This window comes from Actimicrobium antarcticum (genome assembly GCF_039536745.1).
GTDB lineage: Bacteria > Pseudomonadota > Gammaproteobacteria > Burkholderiales > Burkholderiaceae_D > Actimicrobium > Actimicrobium antarcticum.
Window position 1 is genome coordinate 27,007 of the sequence record NZ_BAAAZE010000010.1, and the last position, 25,132, is coordinate 52,138.

The following is a 25,132-nucleotide window of genomic DNA, read 5'->3' on the forward strand; positions in this document are numbered from 1 at the left end:
AATGTCCGGACGCTAGAGGTGCGACGCTCACAGCGCTGTACGGGTAAACGCGATGGATGTTGCATCTGGACCTCGCGATACGAATAGATTGATTCGTTCGGTCTGCTGCAACCGCTGCGCGAGCTACGCCTCCCGCAGATTAACAACCCGCGTTGCAAATGTGGGCCGGACAGAAGGAGCCGACAAGACACCCTTTTGACAGGTCGTCAAACGAGGGCTTCAACATTCCGACATCGTTAAAGCGCGTCTTACCGAGCGCCGCCCTCACCTGTCAGCGTCATTTCGGTTTGCATCCATTTGTCAATCGGCATTGGCCGGGCGTATAGATATCCCTGCATGGCGTCACACCCTGCCGCCATCAAAAAATCTGCCTGCTGGCGCGTTTCAACACCCTCTGCGACGACGCGCAGCCGCAAGTGCTTTGCCATTGACAGGATCGATTGCACGATCGCGGTGTCATCGGGATCACGCGGCATGTCCTGTATAAAACTTTTATCGATTTTCAGTTCGAACAGCGGCAGCCGTTTGAGATAAGACAAACTCGAATAGCCGGTACCGAAATCATCGATCGAGAAGCGAATGCCGAGTCTGGCCAATTCGAGCATGCGGTCTATCGTATCCTCGATATTTTCTATCAACAATCCCTCTGTGATCTCCAGGATCAGATGTGTGGGATCAGCACCGGCCTGCGCCAGCGCTGCGCGTACCTGCTCGATAAAATCGGCCTGCCGGAACTGGTGCGGACTGACATTGATCGACAGATCCATCTGGCGTCCTGCCGCAGCCAGCCGAACCAGCGCCTGACAGCCTTGATGCAGGGTCCAATTGCCAAGTTGCAGAATGATCCCCGACTCTTCCGCGATAGGAATAAAAATGGCAGGCGAGACCGGGCCGCGTACCGGATGCGTCCAGCGCATCAGCAGCTCGCCGCCGACCGCATTGCCATACACATCGACTTGTGGCTGCAGAACCATCTCCATCTGACCGGCCGCAATTGCCAGCGCCAGATCATGCTCGATGGCGAGCCGTTCCTCAATTTTCTTCTGCATCGTCAATTCAAAAAACGCGATCCGGTTACGTCCCGCATTCTTGGCGCGGTACATGGCCGTGTCTGCTTCGCGGAGCAGGTCGTCCGCGGTCTGCCCGTATTTTGGTAGCAATGTCACGCCGATACTGCCACTGACATTGAATTTCTGGCCTTCGATGGTGGCTGGCTCTGACAGCGCCAGGCGGATTTTTTCTGCTACTGCCAACGCCGCGTGGGTTGCTCTATCGAGATCGTGGGATGGACTTGCCATGAGCACCACGAATTCATCACCGCCAATGCGCGAAAGCGTGTCTTCCTGTCGCAGTAAGGGTGTCAAACGGTGCGCAATACATTTCAGCACCTCATCGCCGACCGCATGGCCACGGGCGTCATTGATGTATTTAAAGTGATCCAAATCGATAAATATGAGGACACTGATCTGCCCCGTGCGTTGCGCGCTCGACAGCGTCTGCCCAAGACGATCCATCAACAGGCGGCGATTTGGCAAGCCGGTAAGCGGATCAAAGAATGCCAGCTGGTTAATATCGGCCTCGGCCTTCTTGCGATCAGTGATATCCCGGATCACCAGGCTGGCGTATCTGCTCCCGGAATGATCGTTGTACAAGCTGGAGCTGATTTCTGCCTCGAATCTGCTACCGTCGCCACGTATCATCCATAGCTCGCTCTTGGCATGTCCGTGCAATTCACGTTCGGCCAGCAGCAGCGGCAGGCGAGCATCCTTCATATCAACCAGGCCGCTGCGACTTTTTTGGCAAATTTCACTTTCGCTGAGTCGAAACATCGCACAGGCAGCAGAATTGGCCGCGACGACCACACCATCCGTGGTGCTCTGCAAAACGCCGTCCATGCTATTTTCAAACAACATGCTGTAGCGGGTTTCGATGGCGAGCATGGATGCTTCGGCTGATTTGCGCTTGCTGACATCAATCAGGATGCCGGCCACCCGATATGCCGTGCCGTTGTCATCGAAATAGAATTTCCCTTTGGACAAAAGCCAGTGGATTGAACTATCAGGCCACACGGTACGAAATTCGACGTCATGGTCGCCTTGTCCGGCCATGGCCGCCATGTACGCTGAATTGACGCGTTCGCGGTCAAGTTCATGGACATGCGCCAGAAAAGTATCGTAGCCCCATTCGGCGACCGCCTCGGTGTAGCCAAAACAGCGGTCATGTTGCAATGAGCGCGTGGCGATATTCGTGCGCAAATCCATATTCCAGTCACCAATGCCGGCCGAATCAAGCGCAAAGCTGAGACGCTGGTCACTTTCTTGCTGGCGCAGCTCGGCTTCCTTGCGCTCGGTAATGTTGAGATGGGTACCAAGGATACGCAAGGGCTTGCCCTCGATATCGTAGGCCACGATGGCGCCGACCGAATAAATCCAGATCCAGCTTCCGTCACTGGTACGCAGTCGAAACTCGACCCGATAGTCTGGTCGCAAGCCAGCGGCATAGTCCCGATACACTTTGCTGACGAGCTCGCGATCATTGGGATGCAAGCGTGCGCGCCAGCTCTCGGCGGTTTCGTGAAAGCTCTCGTACGCATAACCGAGCATGGTTGCGTATTCCCGATTGACGGTGACGCTACCGCTCGGCACATTCAAGTCGAACAGGCCCTGATGCGTAGTCGCGAGTGCCAACCGAAGGCGTTCTTCGCTTTCTTTCAATAAATGTTTGCGAATCTTCATTTTTATGTCGGCGAGTGAAGCCGGTCGGCCGGATGCGTTATTCCCGTATCTTCCTTGCCGGGCATCCACGACAGCAAGGAGGCCTGCTTCGCATGCCTCAGACCCGGGGCAAAACACGGATCGAATGTACCTTTGAAACCTCTGTAAAGTGCTTACGGTGACCGACAGGCAGGCAACCGGAAACAATTTATCGCACCATATCACGCGACGCTTCTGTCGGATTTCTTATTGACACGTTTAGCTGGTCTTGCAAGGCGATCGTCAAGTCACTGAAAAGCGTTGATCACTGCATCCGGTTTGACCTTGCGCGACTTATCGCTGTGTTGAACAGGCTGCCCTTCGCGATCGATTTTGCGTCATGCATACACCGTCATCTGCGTCGCCCGGACCGAATACACCACTCTGAGAACGACATCGTCCGGGATCTCGACTGTCGGCTTCGCCGTCCAAACCCGACGCCTCCGGCAATCCTTGACTTGCCTGAACCGAAGAACCTCGACCTTCGTACTTCGCCCCAACGCCTGATCCAGATCAGGCGACGTCAAGTGCCTCGTCTGCTTCCCCTGCCACATCACCTGACGCCAGCACACTGCCGGGCCAGTCACTGTCAGTCATGCCGCTGAGGACCAACGCCATTGCCTCGAACAAGGCCACGTCGAGGCCTGCAAATTGCGCGACTGGCCCGTCGGCAAGTATCCCGCGAAGTCGTTGTACCGTAGACTTGAATGCCTCGAAAAGTCCCGTGGGATTTGCCAGCCCGTCCGGCGTGTCCGAGGTGTCGCGGCGAGACATCAGGTACAGAAAAGCGCCGACCACCGTCGACTCGGCATGCGCAGTCCCTCCATGGGCGGCCATCGAGAGCTCAAGCCAGTCCACCAGCGCGACACCGAGTCCGATCTGCCGGAGTCCTCGGTAAGTCGATGGCCATTCGACGTTTGGCGTCTGGCGCAGCCGTAGCCGCAATCCGACTGGTGTCAAGCCTGTGTAGTGCGCAGTGTCAGACCAGTCTGTCGGCACCTGGTCATCGATGCTCTGATCGTCACTACGCAGGAATACCGGTAGGCGGGTGTTGACGCTGGCCATGCGCGATGAGGTCACGGCTCTCCTGAAAACTGCCGGCATGGCTACCTCGGCGCTGACGTCATAGTCGTCGTCGTAGTTGCTGCGGCCTTCGGAAACATGGTGGACGACGTGCGGCGTGCCGACCCCGCTGCGGCTACGCGAGGACACTACCGAGCCGGCTCCGCCCCATCCGGCCGCCACCATCTGGTCGACCTTGTGTAGCTGCGGCATGTCTGTGGTCTTCTGTCCGTCCGGTCGCTCATGGATTAACAGGAAATTGGTCTGATCGGTCACCAGCCGGTACGCCACTGCACATTGAGTGACATCGTATTCACCCTCGACCGGACTGTGATTCCCGGCAGACAGGATGCGCACCGATGCCGCCATGCGCGGCAACGTGTCTCCAGCCTGCAGCGCACCCTCGAACGTGGCACGGCCGATCTCCTGCGCGACCGCATCCTCTGCACGCTTGCCCATCAAGCGAACCGTGCCCGCAGCGACGCCGTCCAGCAGCGCAAACACGTTCACGGTATCGCCATCGAAGACCGATGGCAGTAGCGATGACACCCATTGCGGTACCGCGTCATCCGGCCAGATCAGGCGCAGGTCCGTCAATCGCGGGGAACGCAGGCGCGCGAACATCCTGAGCACGGCAGGCGCGACCGCTTCGCCCGGTGCCACGAAGTCGCAGGCGCCACCGGTCGCCTCGGCAAGTGTCATGAACGATGAGAACACCCCGCTCTTGCAATGTTATGGATGCGGCTTGCCGTCGTTACGCCGATCCGCAGCAACCGCGCGGACCTGACTGCGCAGATCGACAAGCTCAGGGCGCAGGATGAAGCGTTTGCAGGCCGCGATGTCCGCCTGACTGACCCCATGCTTTGTAAAGTGCGAGGCCCAGTCAGCCACGCAAGCAGCAATGCCACTGGCAAGCGTGATGGCCTGCTCCGGCTTGAGCATGAAGCGCCCTGCTTCGCTCACGGCATTGGCAAGCGATGAGACACTGCCCTGCTTGCCAACCCGAAGCTGCTGATAGCCAAGGCCTTGCAATTGAGGCTGCAGGTCAAAGGCAGGTGACAACTCCCAGCGCCCCGCTTTCATCAGAAACGCGTGGTTCTTTTCGTGGTCATCCGTGTTGTCGATCAGGATGTTGAACACCATTCTCGAAAACAATTCGCGGCAGCCAGCCTGCGGCCCCGTGCCAGCACTGCGGATGATGTCGGCAATATCCCGGTAGCCCATCTCCTGCGCTGACACGCCTGCTGCGATCAACAGCGACCGGGCGCTGGCGAAGTGAGTGCGCCACGTCGATGCCGCATGCGCTGGCAAGTCGCAAGCTCGCGTGCTCGATTGCGCAAAAATCAACCTCATCATCGGGGCTGCGGAACTTGGCAATCCATTCCTCGCCCTGATGCCGAATGACTGCTTTCGGGCGGGCACCACCCGCGCTGGAGCCCGGCTGCAGGAGTCGCTTCATCTCGTCCGAGATGGGCTGCTTGCGCGCCAGGGCATCGGCAGCATGAAACAGGTCCTGCAGGTCAGCGACCGTGTACACCGGCCGCGTATCCGCAGCGTAGGCAACTCGCGATCCGGAAAAAGCCAGTGCGCCAATGCGGCTGTCACCGGCCAGCGTCAGATAATCGATGACACAGCGCCGTTACGGATCGAAGACCTGGTGAATGACGGCCCGGCCCCATCGATCCGGCCCGGCATCGTCGAAGATCGGGTGAATCTGGCATCCGGCAGGCGGATCGAAGGTCGATCCGATCAGCGGCAGGTCGGCACTGAGTGCGAACGCACGCGGGCTTTCGAGCCACAGGGGATCGTAGGCAAAAGTGGCCATTCGTCCCGCATGCAACATCAGAACGCCGCATAGCTCCGGCACGGTACTGCCGGGGATATGTGCCCATACGAACAGCTGATCCGGCGGTGCTGCCTGGCGTACGTTCATGCTCCTGCCTTTCCTTTTTTGATGGTGCGCAGTTCGCGTAGCAAAGCAGTCTCGTCGGCCTCGGGGTTGGCGATTTCGCCCAGAAACTGTACGCGACCAACCAGCCACAAGGCCGTTGCATAGGCGGCAACCGACACCGATGGGTCTCCCGCTTCCATGCGACGCAAGGTAGGGACCGAGACCTGCATGCGCTCGGAAAAACCAGCCAGCGTTTCTTTACGGCGTTTTCTGGCGATGCGTAAATGCTCGCCTAGCCGGACAAGATTTCTTTCGACGGCAGCAGGCAGCATTGCGATAGTGTTTGAATTCTTCGACATGAACATATATTTGCAAAAAACTCTTTTTTTACAAATCTATGATCAAATTTCCGGCTTTCCGTTTGATGTTTTTCGATCTGCAACGTTGCATTCATCCTTACGGATTGCCCGCTAACACTTGCATACAACACCATCTCACTCGTCGGACGATTTCATGGAATGGCCGGACAGGATCATTCCTTCCGGGACGATGTTACTGCCCGGCAGTGAACAATGGTGTCGCGTTCAGCCGTGCTGACAGAGCTCGGTACTTGTTTCAATTTCAGCGCGATAAACCAATTGCTCTGCCAACAAACAGACAGTTGATGTGGCGCAGGGATTGCACTCGACGAACGTAGCAGAGCGGTGCAAAGCTCCTACACTTCCGAGGCTGGAATCCCAACGTGCAGTCGGGCCGTGACAGACAGGGCACCCGAACGGATGGTGTCTCCAGGCAATGCGATTTTCGTCTTGAAAAAAACTACCAGTGCGAGGTGGACATGGACAAGAAGGTCGGCAAAAAGTCCGATGAATCGACATCGATCTTCAGCACCAAAGGTGGCCGTGCGGAGCCTCACGCGATCGAGGTTCCGAAGATCGAATTGCCCAAAGGCGGCGGCGCGGTACGTGGCATCGATGAAGAATTCAAGGTCAATGCCTCCAACGGAACCGCCAGCTTCAGCATCCCGTTGCCGGTGGCAGCATCGCGCGGCGTGGCACCCAAGTTGCGCATGGCCTACAGTTCGGGCGGCGGCAATGGCGTGGTTGGCCTCGGCTGGGATCTGGTCCTGCCGACCATCAAGCGAAAAACCAATCAGGAACTGCCACAATACCTGGACGGCCACGGCGACGCACCCGATTCCGATACCTTCCTGTTTGCCGGTGCCGAGGATCTGGTGGCGCAGTTCGAGCGCGATGTGGCGGGCGCATTCGTCAGCCATCCCGATGGCAGTTACCAAATACGCGAATACGACGCGCCGATCGGCAACTTTACCGTGCGGCGCTACCTGCCGCGTGTCGAAGGCGGCTTTGCCCGGATCGAACGCTGGACACACAAGATCGATGGCGAAACACGGTGGCGCGTGACCAGCGCAGACAACGTCACGACCTTGCTCGGCTGGAGCGACCAGTCCCGCATCGCCGACCCGTCCGATGCACGCAGGGTCTATGAATGGCTGCCGGAATTTGTCTACGACGACCGTGGAAATTGTAGCCATTATCTCTATCGGCCCGACGATGACACCGGCTTCGTACCGGAACTGCCGCACCATGCCAATCGCAGCCGCGCCGGTTTGCTGACCTATACCAACCGCTATCTGTCGCGGGTTTTGTACGGAAACCAGACGCCCTTTCACACTCTGGCGGATGCATACCCGGCCGACTCGGACTATCTGTTTGAAACCGCGTTTGACTATGGTGACTACGATCTGGCCGCACCCTTCGCATCGGGTGGCGCATGGGATTTTCGCGCCGATGCGTTTTCCGATTACAAGCCCGGGTTCGAACTGCGCTGCACGCGTTTGTGCCGAAGGGTGCTGCAGTGGCACCATTTTCCGGACCTGCCGGGCGGCAAGGCGCTGGTGCAATCGCTGGACCTGACTTACGACACGTCCACCGAACAGCACTTCACTTATCTGGCTTCGGTGACCACCACCGGATACGCCAAACGGCCCGATGGCAGCTATACCAGCAAGCGTCTGCCGCCTTTTGTGTTTTCCTACCAGCCCCATGCCTGGGACAAGACCCTGCGCACCGTCACGCAAGAAAATATCGTGCATGCGCCGATCGGGATCGCCCCGCCGTACCTGTTTACCGACCTGTACAGCGAAGGCTTGTCCGGCATTCTGGCCGAGCAGGCCGACGGCTGGTATTACAAGCGCAACATGGGCGATGGCAGATTTACGCGGGCCCGCAAGGTCTCGCCCAAGCCATCGTTCAGCGGACTGGGCCAGCACCTGACCCTCACCGACCTCGACAGTGACGGCACCAAACAGCTGGTCAATCTGGCCGAGCCGCCCAAAGGCTATTTCGAACTGGCTACTGACGAACCACGCTTTCATGCCTTCGGGCAGGTGCCCAATCTGGACGTGACCGATCCCTATGCACGTCTGATCGACCTGACCGGCGACGGCAAGCCCGACCTGCTGATCACCGAAGACCAGGTATTTACGTGGTACGAATCGCAAGGCCGCGACGGTTTCGGCCCACCGCGCAAGGTGCCCAAACCCTTCGACGAAGAGTTGGGCCCTGCCATCGTGTTCAGCGACAGCCGGCAGAGCATTTTTCTGGCGGACATGGTGGGCGACGGACAAACAGACATCGTGCGCGTGCGCCAAAGCGATGTGTGCTACTGGCCGAACCGGGGACGCGGCCGGTTCGGCCCCCGCGTCATCATGGACCGCCCACCCGTGCTGGCTGCGCCGGATGCCTTCTCGGCCACCCGTGTCCGTCTGGCCGATATCGACGGCTCCGGCACCAACGACCTCATTTATCTGGGGCAGCACGCGATCAGTTGCTGGCTCAATTTCAACGGCAACGCCTACGCCAGGTCGGCTATCGTGTTCGATGCCGTCCCCGACCTCCACAACCAGGCCGACATCAGCGTCACCGACCTGATGGGCACCGGCACCAGCTGCATCGTCTGGTCCAGCCCGCTGGACAAGGACCGTAACGCACCGCTGCGCTACATCGATCTGATGGGCAGTCGCAAGCCGCATTTAATGACCAGTTACCGTAACAACCTGGGCAAGGAAGTGCGTCTGGACTACACGCCATCGACCCGTTTTTATCTCGACGACGAGGCAGCCGGCGAGCCGTGGGTGACCAAGCTGCATTTTCCGGTGCACTGCCTGTCGCGAGTCGAGACGATCGACCAGATCACCGGGCACCGGCTGGTCAACCACTACCGCTATCGGCACGGCTATTACGACCATGCCGAGCGAGAATTTCGCGGCTTCGGCATGTCCGAAAAGCGCGACAGCGAACAGTTCGAACACTGGGCACTTGGCGGCGCTAGCAACATCGTCGACAAGACCTTGCACCAGGCTCCCGTCGTCAGCCGGACCTGGTTCCACACCGGCAGCATGATCGACCAGCATCGCCTGTTCGGTCTGTTTGCCGCCGACTTCTGGTACAACGCGATGGCGCGCGCGGGCTTCCCGGTCACCCATCATGAACACGCCTTGCCAGACGCAAAACTGGTCGCCGCACCCGGCGTCGATCCGGCGCTGGTTGGCGCGCTGTCGGCCACGCAATGGCGCGCGGCCGTGCGCAGTTGTCGCAGCATGCCGCTGCGTTCCGAAGTCTTCGCACTCGATGCACCCACGCTCGCTGCCACGCCAGCCCAGATCGAAACGCAGCTCACGCCATTCGCCGTCACAACCAACAATTGCCTCATCGAGCTGTTGCAGCCGCAGGGTCAGAACCGCCACGCTGTCTTCACGCCCAAGGAAAGTGAAGTGATCACCTATCAGTACGAACGCAACGCCGACAATGCGCGGGTGTCGCATACGCTCAATGTGCGCTTCGACGAATACGGCAACGTGCTCGAATCGGCCAAGGTGGCATATCCGCGCCGCATTGCCGACCCGGCACTGCCGGCGCCCACAGCGGCGGCGCAAGCACAGACCCTGATCAGTTACCGGCATGCGCGCTTCACCGACGACCGGATTACGGGCGACAACTACCGGCTGCGAGTGCCCTCCGAGGAACACAATTTTGAATTGCGCGGTGTCGCGAAAGTCGGCGATTTTTACGTTCTGCAGGATTTCGTGAACGTGCTGGCATTGGCCGCCGAAGTGCCGTTCCAGCAGATCGACAACAGCCCCCTACCCGGCGCGCCGGAAAAGCGCCTGCTCGAACTGTTGCGGATCATCTATTACAAAGACGACCTGAGCGGCCCGCTGGCACTGCATCAGCAAGGCCGACAGGGTCTGGACTTCGAGACCTATCAGCTCGCCTACACAGCGGATTTGCTGACCGATATTTTCGGCGGCAAAGCCACCGATGCGGTCATGCTCGAAGGACGTTACACCCATCTCGATGGCGACGATCGCTGGTGGGTGCGCTCCGGGTCCTTGCAGTACAAGCTGCCGGCGCAAAGTGTCGCCGACGCGGCCGCACGTTTCTACATGCCGATCAGCTACACCGATCCGTTTGGTGGCGTCACCAAAGTCACCTACCTCGACAATTTTTTCCTGTTCATCGGTCGCACCGAGGATGCGCTGGGTAATGTCACCTCGATCGAACAGTTCGACTACCGCACGCTATTGGCGCGGCGTCTGAAAGACATCAACGACAACCTGTCCGAGGCGCTCGCCGATGAACTGGGCATGATCAAGGCGACCGCCCTGCTGGGCAAAGGTGCCGAGGCCGACGATCTGGCTGGCCTGAGCGAATTCTCCACGCCCGCCGAAGATGCGGCGATCGCAGCCTACTTCAACTCTGCCAGTTCGGCCGAACTCGTCACGCGCGGCAAGGCGCTGCTGGCGCATGCAACCACGCGTTTCGTCTATGACCTCAATGCATTCGTTGACAGCGCCAGTCCGGTGGTGGCCGGGTCCATCCTGCGCGAACAGCATTTCAGGGATCAGCCCGATTCACCCGTCCTGCTCAGCTTCGAGTATTCGGATGGCTTCAATCGGCTGGTACTAAAAAAGGGCCAGGCCGAGCCGGGACCGGCATGGCAAGTCACGCTGGGGCCGGGCGTCAGCGTCGCCATCAGCGAAGTCGACACCACGCCCGAACTGCGCTGGGTCGGCACCGGCCGCACGGTGGTCAACAACAAGGGCAACGCGGTCAAGAAATACGAACCCTACTTTTCCGTCACCCACCGCCATGAATCGCAAAAGGAACTGGTCGAGTCTGGCGTCACCGCCGTGTTCTATCACGATGCACTCAGCCGTCTGTACAAGACGGTTCTGCCCGACGGTACCTTCAGCACGACCTCGTTCAACGCATGGCAACAACGGCTCTACGAGCAGGGCGATACGGTCACGCAGTCATCCTGGTACATCGACCGCGCCGGCTCGCTGATCGATGCCGCGCTGCTGGCCGAAGGCAAGGACCCGCTCAAGGAAAAAGCTGCTGCACTGGCTTCTGCCGCCTACGATGACACGCCGTCCATCCTCGATTTCGACACGATGGGCCGCCCTGTCCTGCAGACCCAGCACAACCGCCTCGACGGTATCGACAGCCTGTACCGCACCAGCATGAAGCTCGATATCGAAGGCTGCCTGCGCCAGGTCACCGATGCGCGTGGCAATGTGGTGACGCGTTCAAAGTACGACCTCATCGGCGAGCAGACCTGGCAGGAAAGCATCGACAGCGGCCAGCGCTGGACGCTCGACAATGTCGCCGACCGCCCGCTGCGCAGCTGGGATGAACGCGGCCATACGTTTGCCCACAGTTACGATGCAATCGGCCGACCACGCGACAGCCGTATCGTGGGCGGCGACGGTGCGGTCGCGCTCAATCACATTTACGAGCGCAACGTCTACGGTGAAGGCGAACCGAATGCCAAGGCGCTCAATCTGCGCGGCCAGGCGGTACGCACCTACGACACCGGCGGCATGGTCGAAGTCCGGCAGTTCAACTTCAAGAGCCAGCCGCTGGCCAGCCAGCGCCGCCTGTTTGCCGCCTACAAGGAAGTGCCCGACTGGACTGATGCCAACCTGGCCACCGGCCTGGAACCGGATATCTACGTCACCGCACTGGCCTACGACGGCCTCGGGCGCACGGTAAAAACCACGCTGCCTGATGGCGACATCGAGAACGTCGTCTTCAATGCAGCCGGCCTGATCGAACGCAAAAGCGTCTCGCACAATGGCATCGACGACAGCGTCATCGCGCAGATCGACTACAACGCCAAGGGCCAGCGCACGCGCATGGTGCTGGGCAACGGCGTCGTGACGACCTACCGCTACGACCGCCAGAACTTCACGCTGATCCGGCTGACCAGCCGCACGGCGGGCGGCGACCTGCTGCAGGATTTGCGCTTCACGTTTGATGCGGCCAGCAATGTCACCCATATCGACGACCGTGCCATACCCGCGCAGTTTTTCAACAATCAGATGGTCACCGGCACCACGACCTACCGCTACGACGCCATCTACCGGCTGGCCGACGCCACCGGCCGCGAGAACAATGGTGCGCTGGCGTTCGGCGCGCAGGACAACTGGAACGATACCGGCTACCTGCACGACGCCAACGCAGGCGACCCTGCGGCCATGCGCAATTACGCGCAGTTCTATACCTACGACCCGCTCGGCAATATCACCCGGATGCGGCATCAGGCCAGCGGCAATAACTGGACCCGTGACTACAACTACGCCGCCGGCAACAACCGCATGCTGTCCACGGTCCAGGGCATGCAGGTGTACAACTACGGCTACCACCCGCAACACGGCTTCATCAACGCCATGCCGCACCTCGAAGACCTCGGCTGGAACTTCAAGGAAAAGCTGGTGCGCAGCGTGCGGCAGAAGGCCCTGACCGGTACGCCCGAAACCACCTACTACCAGTATTCGGCCGACGGCACGCGGCTGCGCAAGATCACCGAGAATGCCGCGCCGGCTGGTGAGGTACCGACCCGCAAGGAAGAGCGGGTCTATATCGGCACCTACGAACGCTATCGCAAATTCAGCGGCGCCAATACCGGGCTGGTGCGTCACGGCCTGAGCGTGCATGACGCCAGCGGCCGGCTGGCCCTCATCGAAACCCGCAACGGCGTCAACGACGGCACCGACCTGCGGCGCGTGCGCTACCAGCTGGCCAACCACCTGAGTTCGGTCAGCCTGGAAGTCGATGATCTGGGCAATGTGATTTCGTACGAGCAGTACCACCCCTTCGGCAGCACGGCCTATCAGGCCCGCAACGCGGCGGTCAAGGTCGCGGCCAAACGCTATCGTTACACCGGGCGCGAACGTGACGAAGAAACCGGGCTTGAATACCACGCGGCGCGCTACTACCTGCCCTGGCTGGGCCGCTGGCTCAGTCCCGACCCGATCGGCACCGGCGACGGGCTCAATGTCTATCGCTACGCCAAAAATAATCCCGGCTCGTTCAGTGATACCAACGGCAATGAAACCGACGAACAGAAAGCGTCACGCATGTTCGAAGATTTTCTGAAAGAGCAGAAGGTCGATTACCGCAAGGAAGTACCGTTCAAGGTCGAGGTCAACGGCAAGTGGGTCGAAGGTCGGGCCGACTTTTTTGTCGAGACCAAGGATGGCTGGAAGCCGGTCGAAATGAAAGGCAAGGCCAATTCGCCGTGGACCAAGGCGCAGAAGGAATACCTGCCGTCGCTGCAGGCGGGTTCCAAGTTCGAGACCATCGGCACCAGCAAGTTTTCGACCAAGGTCAGCGGATCGGGCGGTGGACAGGTCATGAATGTGCATACGGTTGCCAGTGGCAAGTACGACTTCCAGAAGGAAGTCTCTACCTCCTATATCCGGCGTCCCAAGGGCGATGCGACCAAGGGCGAAAAAATTACCGTGACCAAGGATGTGGACGGCAACGTATTACGCGAAACGCGCGAGCCACACACCTCGGTTGGCACGCGCTCGGCCACGCCACCACCGAAAGTTGACGTTAAGGAACCGCACGTCAAGGTCACCGAGCCGAAAGTGCATTTCCGGGAACCGCATGTCAAGGTCAGGGGTAAGGGCATCCTGCTCGGTGTCATTGTGGCCGGTGTGACCTACCTCGTGACTAACGACGCGTACGCGGCAGGACAGTCGGTCAATCCGGCGGCCGAGACAACCGACGCCTTGGTTGAGGGCAAGGGCGTGGACGGCTTTGCCTGGGGCGTCGTGAAAGACATCTGGTACCTCACGCCGATGGGTTTTGTTCATGCGACCGGCCAGCTTGCCTGGGACCTGAATCAGGCTGCCATGGCGGCGTCCCACTTCCCGGTACCCGAGGGCTGGATCGAGAAAATGACGGCGGAAGGGCGTAATCCGTTCTGCGCGCTGTGTCATGACTCACGCGGTCCGCTGAGTGCGGCGGCGCGCGAGGGTACACAGCGAAACAAGATGTTCAACGAATTCAAAATCGACATTACCGATGCCGATCGGGAAGCGCTTCTTCGCTTCATCCAGTCGCAGTAACAGTTGCAAAAACAGTCGCATTAAAAGTTGCAGAGAACATCAACAATAATGAGGTCCGCCATGGAACACAGCAAAACGGTCAACGGAACCCTGCGCAGCCAGGCAGGCGAAGCGCTCGATGGCTTGCATGTGCAGTTATTGGAAGTGAGCCTGCGCAACGAGATGCTGCTGGGCGAAGCAACCAGCAACTGCGGGGGCAGCTACAGCATTTCCTATACGGTCGACGACGACAACTGCGATACGCGCGCCGCGGTATCGATCACGGTTCTGTCACCGTCCCGACAGGCCGTTCTGTACAAGACGCCGGGCGACGCGTTGCATTTCGATACCGGCCAGGTCGAGACCATCGATATCGTCCTGAGCGCGCCGCTGGTGCCCGAAAAAACCGAGTTCGACGATCTCGTCGAACGCATCGCGACACGCAATGCGCGGGTTCCCGTCGATGAACTGCAGGAGACGGATGACCATCACGATCTGTCCTGGCTGGCCCACTCGCTGCGCATCCCGTTTGTTCGACTGGAATACTTCGTGCTGGCGCACCGCCTGGCCCGCATGTCCGAGGTCGATGCGCCGTTCTTCTATGCGCTGTTGCGCCAGAACACGCTGTTGGCCGGCAACGTGCGCAATCCCTGGAAGACGCGTCTGGGCATCGACAGCAACACCGATCCCGAGGGCTTGCTGTACGACATCGTGCTGACCGAGCCTCAGCTGATCGAGCGCGACGTGGGCGCAGCAGTCAAGACCCGGCTGGTGGACGACAGCACGCTGGGCAAAATGGACAGCTACCTGACACTGCTGGAACGGTTTCGGCTGCAGGCAGACGCCTACCAGAAAGAACACCGCGAACAGCAGCTAATCGATCTGGTCACGCACTTCATCGTCGCCGACAAGATCGGCGAGGCGGCGGCGCTGTTCAAGGCCAACCGCGGCGACCTGTCCGGCGTCCTCAAGCAAATCACCAGTGTGACTTTTTTAGGGGACAAGTCCAACGTCGATACTTTGCGTACCACGCTCGCCATTGCCGATGTCGTCGGCAACGACCGTGCGCTGATCGCCACCATCGCCAGAGAAAAAAATCTGACTGCGCCGGAAGACGTCAGCAAACTCGCGCGGCTCAACAAGCGTGACTGGGAAAGCCTGCTGACGAACATGCAGCTCGACACACAGGTCGCCGCGGTGAAGGCGTCTTCGCTGGCACGCAGTTTCGAGCGCGCCTATCCGACCCATGCCTTTGCGGCGCAGCTTGCGCGCGATACCGCACCCACGGTCGTGCATGGCAAAGACATCGCCGCACTGCTGATGGCAACCGCGGCAACCTTGGCAACCGACACAGCCGACACAGCCAACCAACTCGACCTGCAGCGCGACAATCTGGACCTGTACTTCAAACGGACAGCACACGCCGAGAGCACCAACACCGCCCTGCGCGACGAACTCAAAAAGGTACAGCGCGTTTTCCGCCTGGCGCCGCGCTATGCAACCACCAGCAAGCTGCTTGCCCGCGGCGTCACGTCGGCACGCGACATCACGGCCATCGGCAAGACGCGCTTCGTCAGCGAGCTGGCTCCCGCAGCCGGCATCGGTGCCAAGGATGCCGAAGCCATGTATCGCAAGGCCGAAGCGACCTCCACTGCAGCCATGGTGGTGGCCGGCGAACTGCAGGACATCGCCTCCGCCGGGCCCATTGCAGCAGTCAATAGCGGCGACCTGACACTGGCTCTCGACCAGGCGCAGCTGGATTTTCCAAATCTGAAAAGTCTGTTCAAAGGCGTCGACACCTGCGCCTGCGAACACTGCCGTTCGGTCTATGGTCCGGCCGCCTATCTGGTGGAGCTGCTTGAATTCATCGACCACCGCAGCGTCACCGACCTCACCGTGAGCCCGCCCGTCACCACGACCGCGGCCCAAGACGTGCTGCTGGCGCGACGTCCGGATCTGGGCGATATCGACCTGAGTTGCGAGAACGCCAACACGCCGATGCCCTACATCGACCTGGTCAACGAGCTGCTGGAAGAGCAGGTCGCGCCGGACCCCGGCATCGGCTACAACGGAGCGCTGGCGGCCGGTGCCGATCCGCTGTCAGGCAGCATCGCCCCTGCCCTGCTGAGCGCACTGGTCGCGGCCGGTGTCCCGATGACCGATGCCGCGCTGGTGTTTTCTACCGAGGTCGCCACCGGCTCGTCGGCCACGCTGCCGCACTATATCCGCGACAAGCAGGCGGTCGTCAAAGCCGTCAACACCGGGTTGAACGAATACACCCTGTTCCATCTGCGCCAGACCTTGCGTCCGGCCGATGAACTGGCCGCCGCACCGGCTTACGTCAACCAGACCGCCTACGCCACGCTGGCCACCGAGTCGTTCGCCTTCGGACTGCCATTCGATCTGCCCCATACCGAAGCGCGCGCCTATTTCGCCCGTTTCGATATCGACCGCGCCGAACTGATGCGCAATTTTCAGGTGGCGGGGACACCGTCCGACGCAGCGATTGCCGCCGAAACGCTGGGCTTGACGGTCTCGCAACGGGCGCTGATCACCACTCCCGACTCGGCCGGACAGGCCACTTACTGGCGCTTGCCACTGGCCGACCTGAAGCGGGTCGATGTCTTTCTCGACAAGACCGGTCTGAGCTATACCGAACTGGACACCCTGCTGACGTTTGCCTTCATCGATCCGGCCAAGGCCTTGTTCATCAAGCACCTCGACCTGAGCTGCGACCTGGCGCAAAAACAGATAGCAGGCCTGGACAATGCCGCGCTGGACCGCATGCACCGTTTTCTGCGCATGCAAAAAGCGACCGGATGGCCGTTGGCCGTGCTTGATGAAATCCTCTCGCAGCCGTTGCTGGGTGCCGGCGTCCTCGATGACGCCGCGCTGGCCGTCGCCGCCACGCTGCAGCGACTGGTCACCGCCACCGGCATCAAGCTGGGCGAGCTGGTCGGCTGTTACGAGAATATTCCCGCCGACCTGTACGCCAGCATTTTCCTGAACAAGGCGAGAAACGGCGTCATCGACCCGGCACTCGAACTGGCGAAAGTCGATGGCACGGGCTTTCTGGCCAATGTTGCGGCCAGCGTCGCCGTCAGTCTGCAAGTCAAACGCAAAGACTTCGACGCGCTCCTGACACTGATGGTGGACAACAAACTCAGCATCGCCAACCTGTCGCGCCTGTTCCTGTACAGCCGCCTGATGCGCAGGCTCAAGCTGACCACGACTGAACTGAGCGCACTGATCGACCTGACCCGGATCGACCCCACCGCGTCGCCCGCCGACACGCTCGCATTCGCCGAACTGGCGATCGACGCCAAGGCCCAGCCGCGCAAACTCGCGGACGTGCGCTTCATGCTGTACCACCAGGCCGAAACGACCATCGAACTCGAACGGCGCGAACTGAAAAGCGCCACTGCGACGACGACGCTGACCACATTGCAGGCGGCCTATCAGGGCGCCTTCGCGGAGAACCGTTCGCCGTTCAATCCGGATATGCCCGCCATCGAACAGCAGGAGGCGCTGGCCAGATTACTGGGCAAGTTCAGCGTTGTCAGCGCTGACGACAGCAAGTCGATCGCGGCCTTCCTGCAACGCGAATGGACCTCGGTCGCTGCAGCACACAGCCTGATCGACACGTTGTTTGGCACCTTGTTCGACCCCACCGCTATCCACACGGCCATCGACAATCTGGACGCGCTCGCACCACTGGCTGACATCAGCGCCGCAGCCGCGGCACTGTTACGCGCCATCATGGACAGCCTGTCCCTGTTCCAGTTCAATCAGGCAAAATCGGTACTGCTGACAGCCCAGCTCAGCGCCGCCTTCAAAGTCGATACGGAACTGGTGCAGGCGGTGCTGGCACATGCCGTGCTCAAGCAACCGGCCCCTGGCACCGCTGTCGTGCGCGACATCCTGTTCAGCAATGATCTGATCGATACCCTCAACCTCGTCCCCGCCCCGCCCGCCGTGACCGGGCTGGCCTTCCCGCAGCACTATCAGGCGCTGCGCTTGCTGCACAAGCTGTTGCCGCTGTCCGCGTCGTATCGGCTGGAACCCGGCGTAGTCGCGTGGTTGCTGGTCAATGCACAGGATCTGGGCTGGCTGGAACTCGACGGCATTCCCTACCAAAGCGGCCACACCGAAGCGTCGTACCAGGCGTATGCGGACCTCGGCCGGGCACTGGAACTTGGCAACACGCTCGCACCCGTCGAGAACCCGGCCGATGCGGCCAATCCGGTCACGCTGTGGTCGGTACTCGCCATGACCCTGCCCGGCAGCGCCGCCACCCGCGACCAGTTTCTGGAAAAACTGGCGATCCTCACCGCGCATGAACAGGACAGCCTGGACGCGATCGATGCCTACTTCTTTCCCGCCTTCAGCTTCGCCAATTACCGTGTTGTCGGCAACTGGCAGCGCCTGCTGCACAGCGCCGAAACACTGCGCACGCTGGCCAGTCCGCTCGCCGATGTAGCCGACTTCATCAAGCCGGGCCTGACCAGCATCGAGACCGGCAAACTGCGCATGGCCCTGAAATCGCGCTACGACGAAACCACCTGGCTCGACACGCTGAAAGAAGTCATGGATGCGATCCGGCCGGCCAAGCGCGACGCGTTGGTGGCCTATCTGCTGGCCACCCGTCCTGCGTTTCGCAGCGCGAACGACCTGTACGACCAGTGGCTGATCGATGTCGAGATGGAAGCCTGCATGCCCAGCTCACGCATCGTGCTGGCACACAACGCCATCCAGCTATTCGTTCAGCGCTGCATGATGGGTCTGGAACCAAGTGCATCCGCCAACACCGAAACCGACAGCGGCTGGCTGCAATGGAAATGGGTCAGCCGGTTCCGTGTGCGGGAAGCCAACCTGAAGGTCTGGTGCTATCCCGAAAACTGGCTCGAAGCCGAACTGCGCGACGACAAGTCCTTCCTGTTCCAGGATCTGGAAAACGAGCTGATGCAAAACGAGCTGACGACCTTCACTGCCGAGCGTGCGCTGACGCGCTACATGGAGCAACTCGACGCCCTGGCGTTTCTGGAAGTGGTCGCTACCTGGTATCAGGTCGATGACCGTATCATGCACGTCTTCGCCCGCTCAAAAGGCGGCGACCCGGCCACTTACTATCACCGGCAATTCCAGCAGGAGCGTTACTGGACGCCGTGGGTCAAGATTGATCTGGAAATCACGGGCGACCAGTTGCTGGCGTTTTCGCGCAACCGGCGACTGCACCTGTGCTGGCCGATCTTCAGCGATGAACCCGACCCCAGCCCGCAAGCCACCGTCCCCAACAGCACGCCGGGCACGGTCGTCAATACCGACAAACCCAAGCGCAAACTGAAAATCCAGCTGGCGGTAAGCGAACTTGCCGACGGCGTATGGCAACCCAAACGCATCTCGAAAGACGCGATACGTACGCCCAATTCCTACACCACGGACCCTTTCGAGCAGCATTTGTACAACCTCATCTACATCGAATGGGCCGACATGGTCCTGCTGCTCAAGGCGAACGGCCAGGACAGTGCCGAACTGCGCGGCATATTCGCGATCGCCGGTTGCAAGGGGTATCCGGAATTGCTGAGCGAAGGCAATACTTACTTCCCCGACTTCTTCCCCGATTTCAAGGACACCTTGCTGACCGTGCAGCGCTACCGCGAAACGAATTACATCGCCGGCGACGAACTCTCGGCCCGCACGGCGCTGTCGTTCTTCGCCTACTACGACATCCTCACCAAGACACCCGGCACGTTTCGCATCACCTATCCGCATCAGATGACACCGATCGACTGGCTGGCGCTGTTGCTGGAATACCTGCTGCTGGCCTCTTATGGCGCAAACACCGGCGCACTCTATGACCGGCAACGCAACATCAAAATCCCGATGGGCACCTTGCTGCCGTACTTCATGGAAGACAGCAATCACGCCTACGTCATCACGCCGGGTTTCTATGGACGCAAAAGCCGGCTCAATCTCAACACCCTGACCCGGCGTACCGCCTCGGACGTACTCGGCCTGATCGACAAGATCGTCGCCCTGTACCAAAAATATATGGCCAAGCTGAAGGCTGGCGAGACGCCGGCGCAACTGCTTGCCGAATTGCTGGCCGACGAGGATTACCACGACATCAAGGCCGAACTGGAGGTCTACAGCAAGCTGCAATACGGCGAAAAATTCAGCAATATGTACCATCCGCTGATGTGCACTTTGCGCCGCACGCTGTACCAGCATGGCGTGCCCGCCCTGATGTCGCGCGCCACCCAGCTGCAGCAATCGCCCTTCGATTTCGCCACGCATTACGCACCCACCGCCATCGTGCCGCCGCCGTATCCGGTCGAGGATGTCGACTTCAACAGCGATGGCAGTTACAGCGGCTACAACTGGGAATTGTTCTTCCACGTGCCGATGCTGATCGCCACCCAGTTGACGCGCAACCAGCGCTTCGACGAGGCAATGGACTGGCTGCACTACATCTTCAATCCGACCGGCGCCCTGCCCGGCGACGTGCCGCAAAAATACTGGGTCACCAAACCGTTCTTCCTGCGCAATGCTGCCGACTACACCGCCCAGCGCATCGACACCCTGCTGTACCGGGCCGCGGACCTGAACGACGCCGCGCTCAACGAGCTCGAATTCGCGATCCAGCAATGGCGCGATCACCCCTTCAAGCCGCATGTCGTGGCGCGTTTTCGCACGGTGGCCTACCAAAAGGCCATCCTGATGAAATATATCGACAACCTGGTCAGCTGGGGCGATTACCTGTTCCGGCAGGACACGATGGAGTCGATCGCTCAGGCCACGCAGATGTATATCCTGTCCGACAAACTGCTCGGTCCGAAACCGCGCGTCGTGCCGCCAGTGGTGACACCACCCAGCGAAACCTATTACCAGATTCGCGCCAAGCTCGGCCCGCTCGGCAATGCCCTGATCGATCTGGAAAACATCCTGCCCGACCTGTCCGCGCTGCCGGAAGGCGGAGCGGAATTGCCACCCTCGCCGATCACCCTGTCCACGCTGTATTTTTGCGTGCCACAGAACGACCGGATGCTGGGCTATTGGGACACCATCGCCGACCGCCTCTTCAAGATTCGCCACTGCCAGAACATCGACGGCATCGAACGCAGCCTGGCCCTGTTTGCGCCACCGATCGATCCGGGCATGCTGGTCAGGGCAGCCGCATCGGGCCTCGATATCTCGGCAGTCATTGCCGGCCTGAGCGCGCCGCTGCCCTATTACCGCTTCCAGACCGTCGCGCAAAAAGCCGTCGACCTGGCCCAGGAAGTGCGCAACCTCGGCAACTCCCTGCTGCAGGTACTGGAGAAAAAGGACGGCGAAGACCTGGCACTGCTGCGCAGCGAGCTGGAAATCAAATTGCAGAATGCGATGACCGGCATGAAAAAGCTGGCCATCGAGGAAGCCAAAGAACAAATCATCGTGCTGCAGCGAAGCAGAAAAGTGACCGAAGAAAAGTACCAGTATTATGCCGGCATCGAAAAAGTGAGCGCTAAGGAATCGCTCCATCTGGACAAGCTCGACACCGCCCATGACTTCGAACTGGCCGCCCAGATCAGCCGTGCGCTGGCCGGCATCGTGGCCATGGTGCCGGACCTGCTGGGCGGCGCCTCCGGCTTCGGCGGCAGTCCCCACGTCACCTTGCAATGGGGTGGCAAAAATCTCGCCGCCGCCGCCAATTCGGCCGCCGATGTGCTGCAGATATTGAGCGCCAGCGCTGCCTATGACGCCAACCGCGCTGCCATCAACGGCCAGAACGAGCGCCGCTTCGACGACTGGAAACTGCAGGAACGCCAGGCCAAGAAGGAGCTCGCCTCGATCGACAAACAGATCACGGTGGCCGAAATCCGCCAGCAAAGCGCCGAGCTCGACATGAAAAATCACGCGCTGACGATCGAGAACAACAAAAAAACCGACGAGTTCATGCGACGCAAATTCACCAACCGCGACCTCTACCAATGGATGATCGGCCAGATCAGCAACGTCTATTTCGCGGCTTACAAACTGGCGCACGATCAGGCAAAAAAAGCCGAGCGCACCTACCAGTACGAACTGGGCCGCGACGATACCTTTATCGCCTTCGGTTACTGGGACACGCTGAAGAAAGGTTTGCAAAGTGCCGATCGGCTGGTCTACGACCTCAAACGCATGGAGATGAGCTATCTCGATCATCACAAGCGCGACTACGAAATCACCAAGCAAGTCTCGCTGGCCGCGCTCGACCCGCTGGCGCTGATCAAGCTGCAAACCACCGGCAGCTGCGACTTCAGCGTACCCGAAGCGCTGTTCGACCTGGACTATCCCGGACAGTATTTCCGGCGCATCAAAACGGTCAGCCTCAGCATGCCGTGCGTGGCAGGTCCGCAGACCTCGATCTCTGCAAAACTCTCGCTGACCAGCAACCGGTATCGCAAGGATTTGCGGCCCGACAATCTCGCACTGACGGGTTACAGCGAAGACCCGGGCAACGACGAACGCTTCGTCTACAACCTCGGCACCATTCAATCGATCGCCACTTCAACGGGCCAGAAGGACAGCGGCCTGTTCGACCTCAACTTCCGCGACGAACGCTACCTGCCGTTCGAAGGCACGGGCGCGATCAGCAACTGGCGCTGTGAACTGGTCAAGCCGGCACTGGCGCAGTTCAATTACGACACCATCGCCGACGTCGTCCTGCACCTGGGCTACACCGCGCGCGAAGGCGGCTCCAGCTTGCGCAGCCTCGCCGAAACCGACCTGCTCGACCGCCTTGGCCAGATCAAACAGGAACTGTCGCAGCAGGGTTTGCACACATTGATCAACCTGCGCCATGAGTTGCCCAACGAATGGCATTTGCTGAAACAGGCCGGCAGCGTCAACATCACCCTCGACAAATTGCGCCTGCCTTATCTGGCGCAGGTACTGGATGCGACTATCGACAACGTCGTATTGCTGGCCAGAGTCGCGGGTAACCCGGCGACGTTCAGCATCTCGCTCGACGGTGCTGCCAGCAACCTGTCACGGCTCGATGCCTGGCGCATGTGCAAGGCGGAGACGACGGGCATCACGCTGGGTGATCCGGTGGCAGTGTCGGTATTGCCTGCGAATTTGGGCAAGCTGCAGGATTTGTTGTTGGTGGTGAAGTATGGGTTTAGTTGAGGGGGATTTTGCCTGCGAATTTCACCATGAAAACTACCGACTGGTGGTTGGGCTGCCAAGCCCAACATGCGTCAAACTGCCCCCTGCAGCTGGCGGTAGCGGAAGCGATTTTTGCTTTGTCGCGCAGTACCTGACTTGGTGCTTAGGAGCAGTTACCAATTCAGCTGCCGGCAGCGGCACAACGACCTGACAGTAAGCTTGACGCATGTTGGGCTTGGCAGCCCAACCTACGATTCGGCAACGTCACTCACGCTTTGTTTGCCGCCCGAAGCCGTCTTGAACAGGCTGGTTTAGTTGAGGTGCCCGGGCAATTAGTGGCGACATCGATCGCGCCCTGTTCGGTGAAAGCGAATTGCAAAGACTTGGAGAACTTCAGCTTGCCGAGTTCGTCACGATGTGTGACTACCTCGGCTTTTTCTTGCGCACTCAGGATAAACACGAAGTGTGGCGACAAGCGTTCACTGCTGCGTTTGACCTGTTCATTCAACCGCTTGGTCGACACGCGATAAAGTTGCGACAAGTCGGATTCAAACATGACATTCTGTTCAATGGCTATGAACGGATAAGCCAAAATTTCAACTACCGCTTCATGGAATCGGCACACTCCCGCGCAAATACGGTAGCATCAAAAAGTTGCCAACAAATTACTATCTTGGAATTATTCAACGCAGTATATGTACTGTAAAAAAAGTCTATGTAGCCTTAGCATCACAGCCAATAACTCACTCCGTCAATAGGGGAAAAAATGAACCACCTGCCTGATAACCCCGGACAAAACCAAGAGAACAAGCCAGATGACGAGGTGAATAATCGAGCATCTACAAGTACTGCCGTGAAAGCAGACAAAAGCAGCAGCAGAATAAAAGGCTTCCTCTCCGGATTCGGCAGCGCAGCCCAATTGTCTGCACAAAAAGCGCTTTCGAACATACAGGAAGTTACGACAAGCGCAGCCGATCATGCATTGAGTACCGGCCGATCCGTAGGCAACACGATCGGCGAAGTGATGCTTTCAACGGGTCAGATGATCAAGGCCGGAGGGGTAATCATCGGCGATCTTAATGGCGATGGAAAAGTAGATGAGGAGGATTTTAAAATCGCTGCAGCAAAAATAAAGGACATAGCATCTGCCACAGCAACCGAGGTAGGGATACTCGGCAAAGAGGCGCTGCATTCAGACATTGTCAAGGATGCCGCTGCGGGAGCAATTGTCGGTGGTGCCATCGCATCGGTCATTCCGTTCGTAGGGACAATCACTGGCGCGACAGTTGGTGCCGTAGCGGGCGTCGTCAAGAGTATTCGAAAATAACACATCAACTTGAACGGTCGCTGGTCAAACACATCTCTATACATCCATTCCAGTGACCCGGACCTGACACAAAAACTGATTCAGTTCTGGAATACCTGAATCGGAAAATTTTGCCAGCTCAATGGGTACGCATTTAATGGCTGTTGGGTTTTTTCTGCTGGTGTCGAGCGCTTTAGTGGCGCTCTGGCACGGCAAGCGCAAGTTTGACTGAAAGAATGCTTATGGCCAGGAACAGTTTCCGGGGTATTTCAGAAAACTAGGCAGCAAGTCCATAGATGTCTTCATCCGTGTTGGCGCGGCTTTTCTTGCAGTAATCGCGATGGTGATTCTTTCCCGGCACTTTGAAGCAGCGAGTAGCTGGATCGCACTGATGGCTATCTACTGCTTTATGGTTACTCTCATCGGCAAGTAATGTTCGGGCTTTATGTGAATCATCGTTACAGACGACGCGTTGTAGCTCATTCTCCCAATCAATCTTCCGAACAGGGGCAGATACTCAATGTAAACATTGCCAACGAAATTGCCAGGACTTGTCACCTTAAGAA

At 59.3% G+C, this 25,132-nt stretch carries 8 protein-coding genes and 1 pseudogene; 3 read left to right on the top strand and 6 right to left on the bottom strand.

All coding sequences use genetic code 11. The features are described 5' to 3' along the window. Nucleotides 1-248 precede the first annotated feature (248 nt). The 5 genes and pseudogenes from ABD720_RS13125 to ABD720_RS13145 all read right to left on the bottom strand — a co-directional run bounded on the left by ABD720_RS13125 (nt 249) and on the right by ABD720_RS13145 (nt 6,038). Nucleotides 249-2,735 (bottom strand): sensor domain-containing protein, encoded by a 2,487-nt coding sequence (locus ABD720_RS13125; RefSeq protein ID WP_344763788.1) that lies wholly within the window; start codon nt 2,733-2,735, stop codon nt 249-251. A gap of 531 nt (nt 2,736-3,266) precedes the next feature. Beyond that, entirely contained in the window at nt 3,267-4,532 is a 1,266-nt protein-coding gene (locus tag ABD720_RS13130; protein WP_344763789.1) for a hypothetical protein, read from the bottom strand. A 15-nt stretch (nt 4,533-4,547) separates the two neighbouring features. Next, nucleotides 4,548-5,274: pseudogene (locus ABD720_RS13135) on the bottom strand (type II toxin-antitoxin system HipA family toxin). 180 nt (nt 5,275-5,454) lie between these two features. Next, nucleotides 5,455-5,748 carry a HipA N-terminal domain-containing protein gene (locus ABD720_RS13140; RefSeq protein WP_344763791.1) on the bottom strand — a complete coding sequence of 98 codons (294 nt, stop codon included), beginning with the start codon at nt 5,746-5,748 and terminating at the stop codon, nt 5,455-5,457. Further along, nucleotides 5,745-6,038 (bottom strand): helix-turn-helix domain-containing protein, encoded by a 294-nt coding sequence (locus ABD720_RS13145; RefSeq protein WP_344763792.1) that lies wholly within the window; start codon nt 6,036-6,038, stop codon nt 5,745-5,747. The genes ABD720_RS13140 and ABD720_RS13145 overlap by 4 nt, the downstream gene beginning before the upstream one ends. Before the next feature lie 506 nt (nt 6,039-6,544). Between ABD720_RS13145 and ABD720_RS13150 the strand changes: the two genes are divergently transcribed. After that, on the top strand, nt 6,545-14,152 hold the full coding sequence (locus ABD720_RS13150; protein WP_344763793.1) for a SpvB/TcaC N-terminal domain-containing protein: 7,608 nt from the start codon (nt 6,545-6,547) through the stop codon (nt 14,150-14,152). Between the two features lie 60 nt (nt 14,153-14,212). Then, a complete protein-coding gene (locus ABD720_RS13155) occupies nt 14,213-23,281 on the top strand; it encodes a Tc toxin subunit A-related protein (protein ID WP_344763794.1) in 9,069 nt (3,022 codons plus the stop codon). Between the two features lie 247 nt (nt 23,282-23,528). Here ABD720_RS13155 and ABD720_RS13160 read toward each other — a convergent pair whose 3' ends face one another. Beyond that, nucleotides 23,529-23,816 (bottom strand): ORF6N domain-containing protein, encoded by a 288-nt coding sequence (locus ABD720_RS13160; RefSeq protein ID WP_344763795.1) that lies wholly within the window; start codon nt 23,814-23,816, stop codon nt 23,529-23,531. A 210-nt stretch (nt 23,817-24,026) separates the two neighbouring features. On the opposite strand from ABD720_RS13160, the gene ABD720_RS13165 reads away from it, so the two are divergent. Next, a complete protein-coding gene (locus tag ABD720_RS13165; RefSeq protein WP_344763796.1) occupies nt 24,027-24,587 on the top strand; it encodes a hypothetical protein in 561 nt (186 codons plus the stop codon). Nucleotides 24,588-25,132 lie beyond the last annotated feature (545 nt).

Coding starts and splice junctions, on each gene's coding strand:
- ABD720_RS13125 (WP_344763788.1), bottom strand. CDS start 2,735: ATGAAGATTCGCAAACATTTATTGAAAGAAAGCGAAGAACGCCTTCGG.
- ABD720_RS13140 (WP_344763791.1), bottom strand. CDS start 5,748: ATGAACGTACGCCAGGCAGCACCGCCGGATCAGCTGTTCGTATGGGCA.
- ABD720_RS13165 (WP_344763796.1), top strand. CDS start 24,027: ATGAACCACCTGCCTGATAACCCCGGACAAAACCAAGAGAACAAGCCA.
- ABD720_RS13145 (WP_344763792.1), bottom strand. CDS start 6,038: ATGCTGCCTGCTGCCGTCGAAAGAAATCTTGTCCGGCTAGGCGAGCAT.
- ABD720_RS13150 (WP_344763793.1), top strand. CDS start 6,545: ATGGACAAGAAGGTCGGCAAAAAGTCCGATGAATCGACATCGATCTTC.
- ABD720_RS13155 (WP_344763794.1), top strand. CDS start 14,213: ATGGAACACAGCAAAACGGTCAACGGAACCCTGCGCAGCCAGGCAGGC.
- ABD720_RS13160 (WP_344763795.1), bottom strand. CDS start 23,816: ATGTTTGAATCCGACTTGTCGCAACTTTATCGCGTGTCGACCAAGCGG.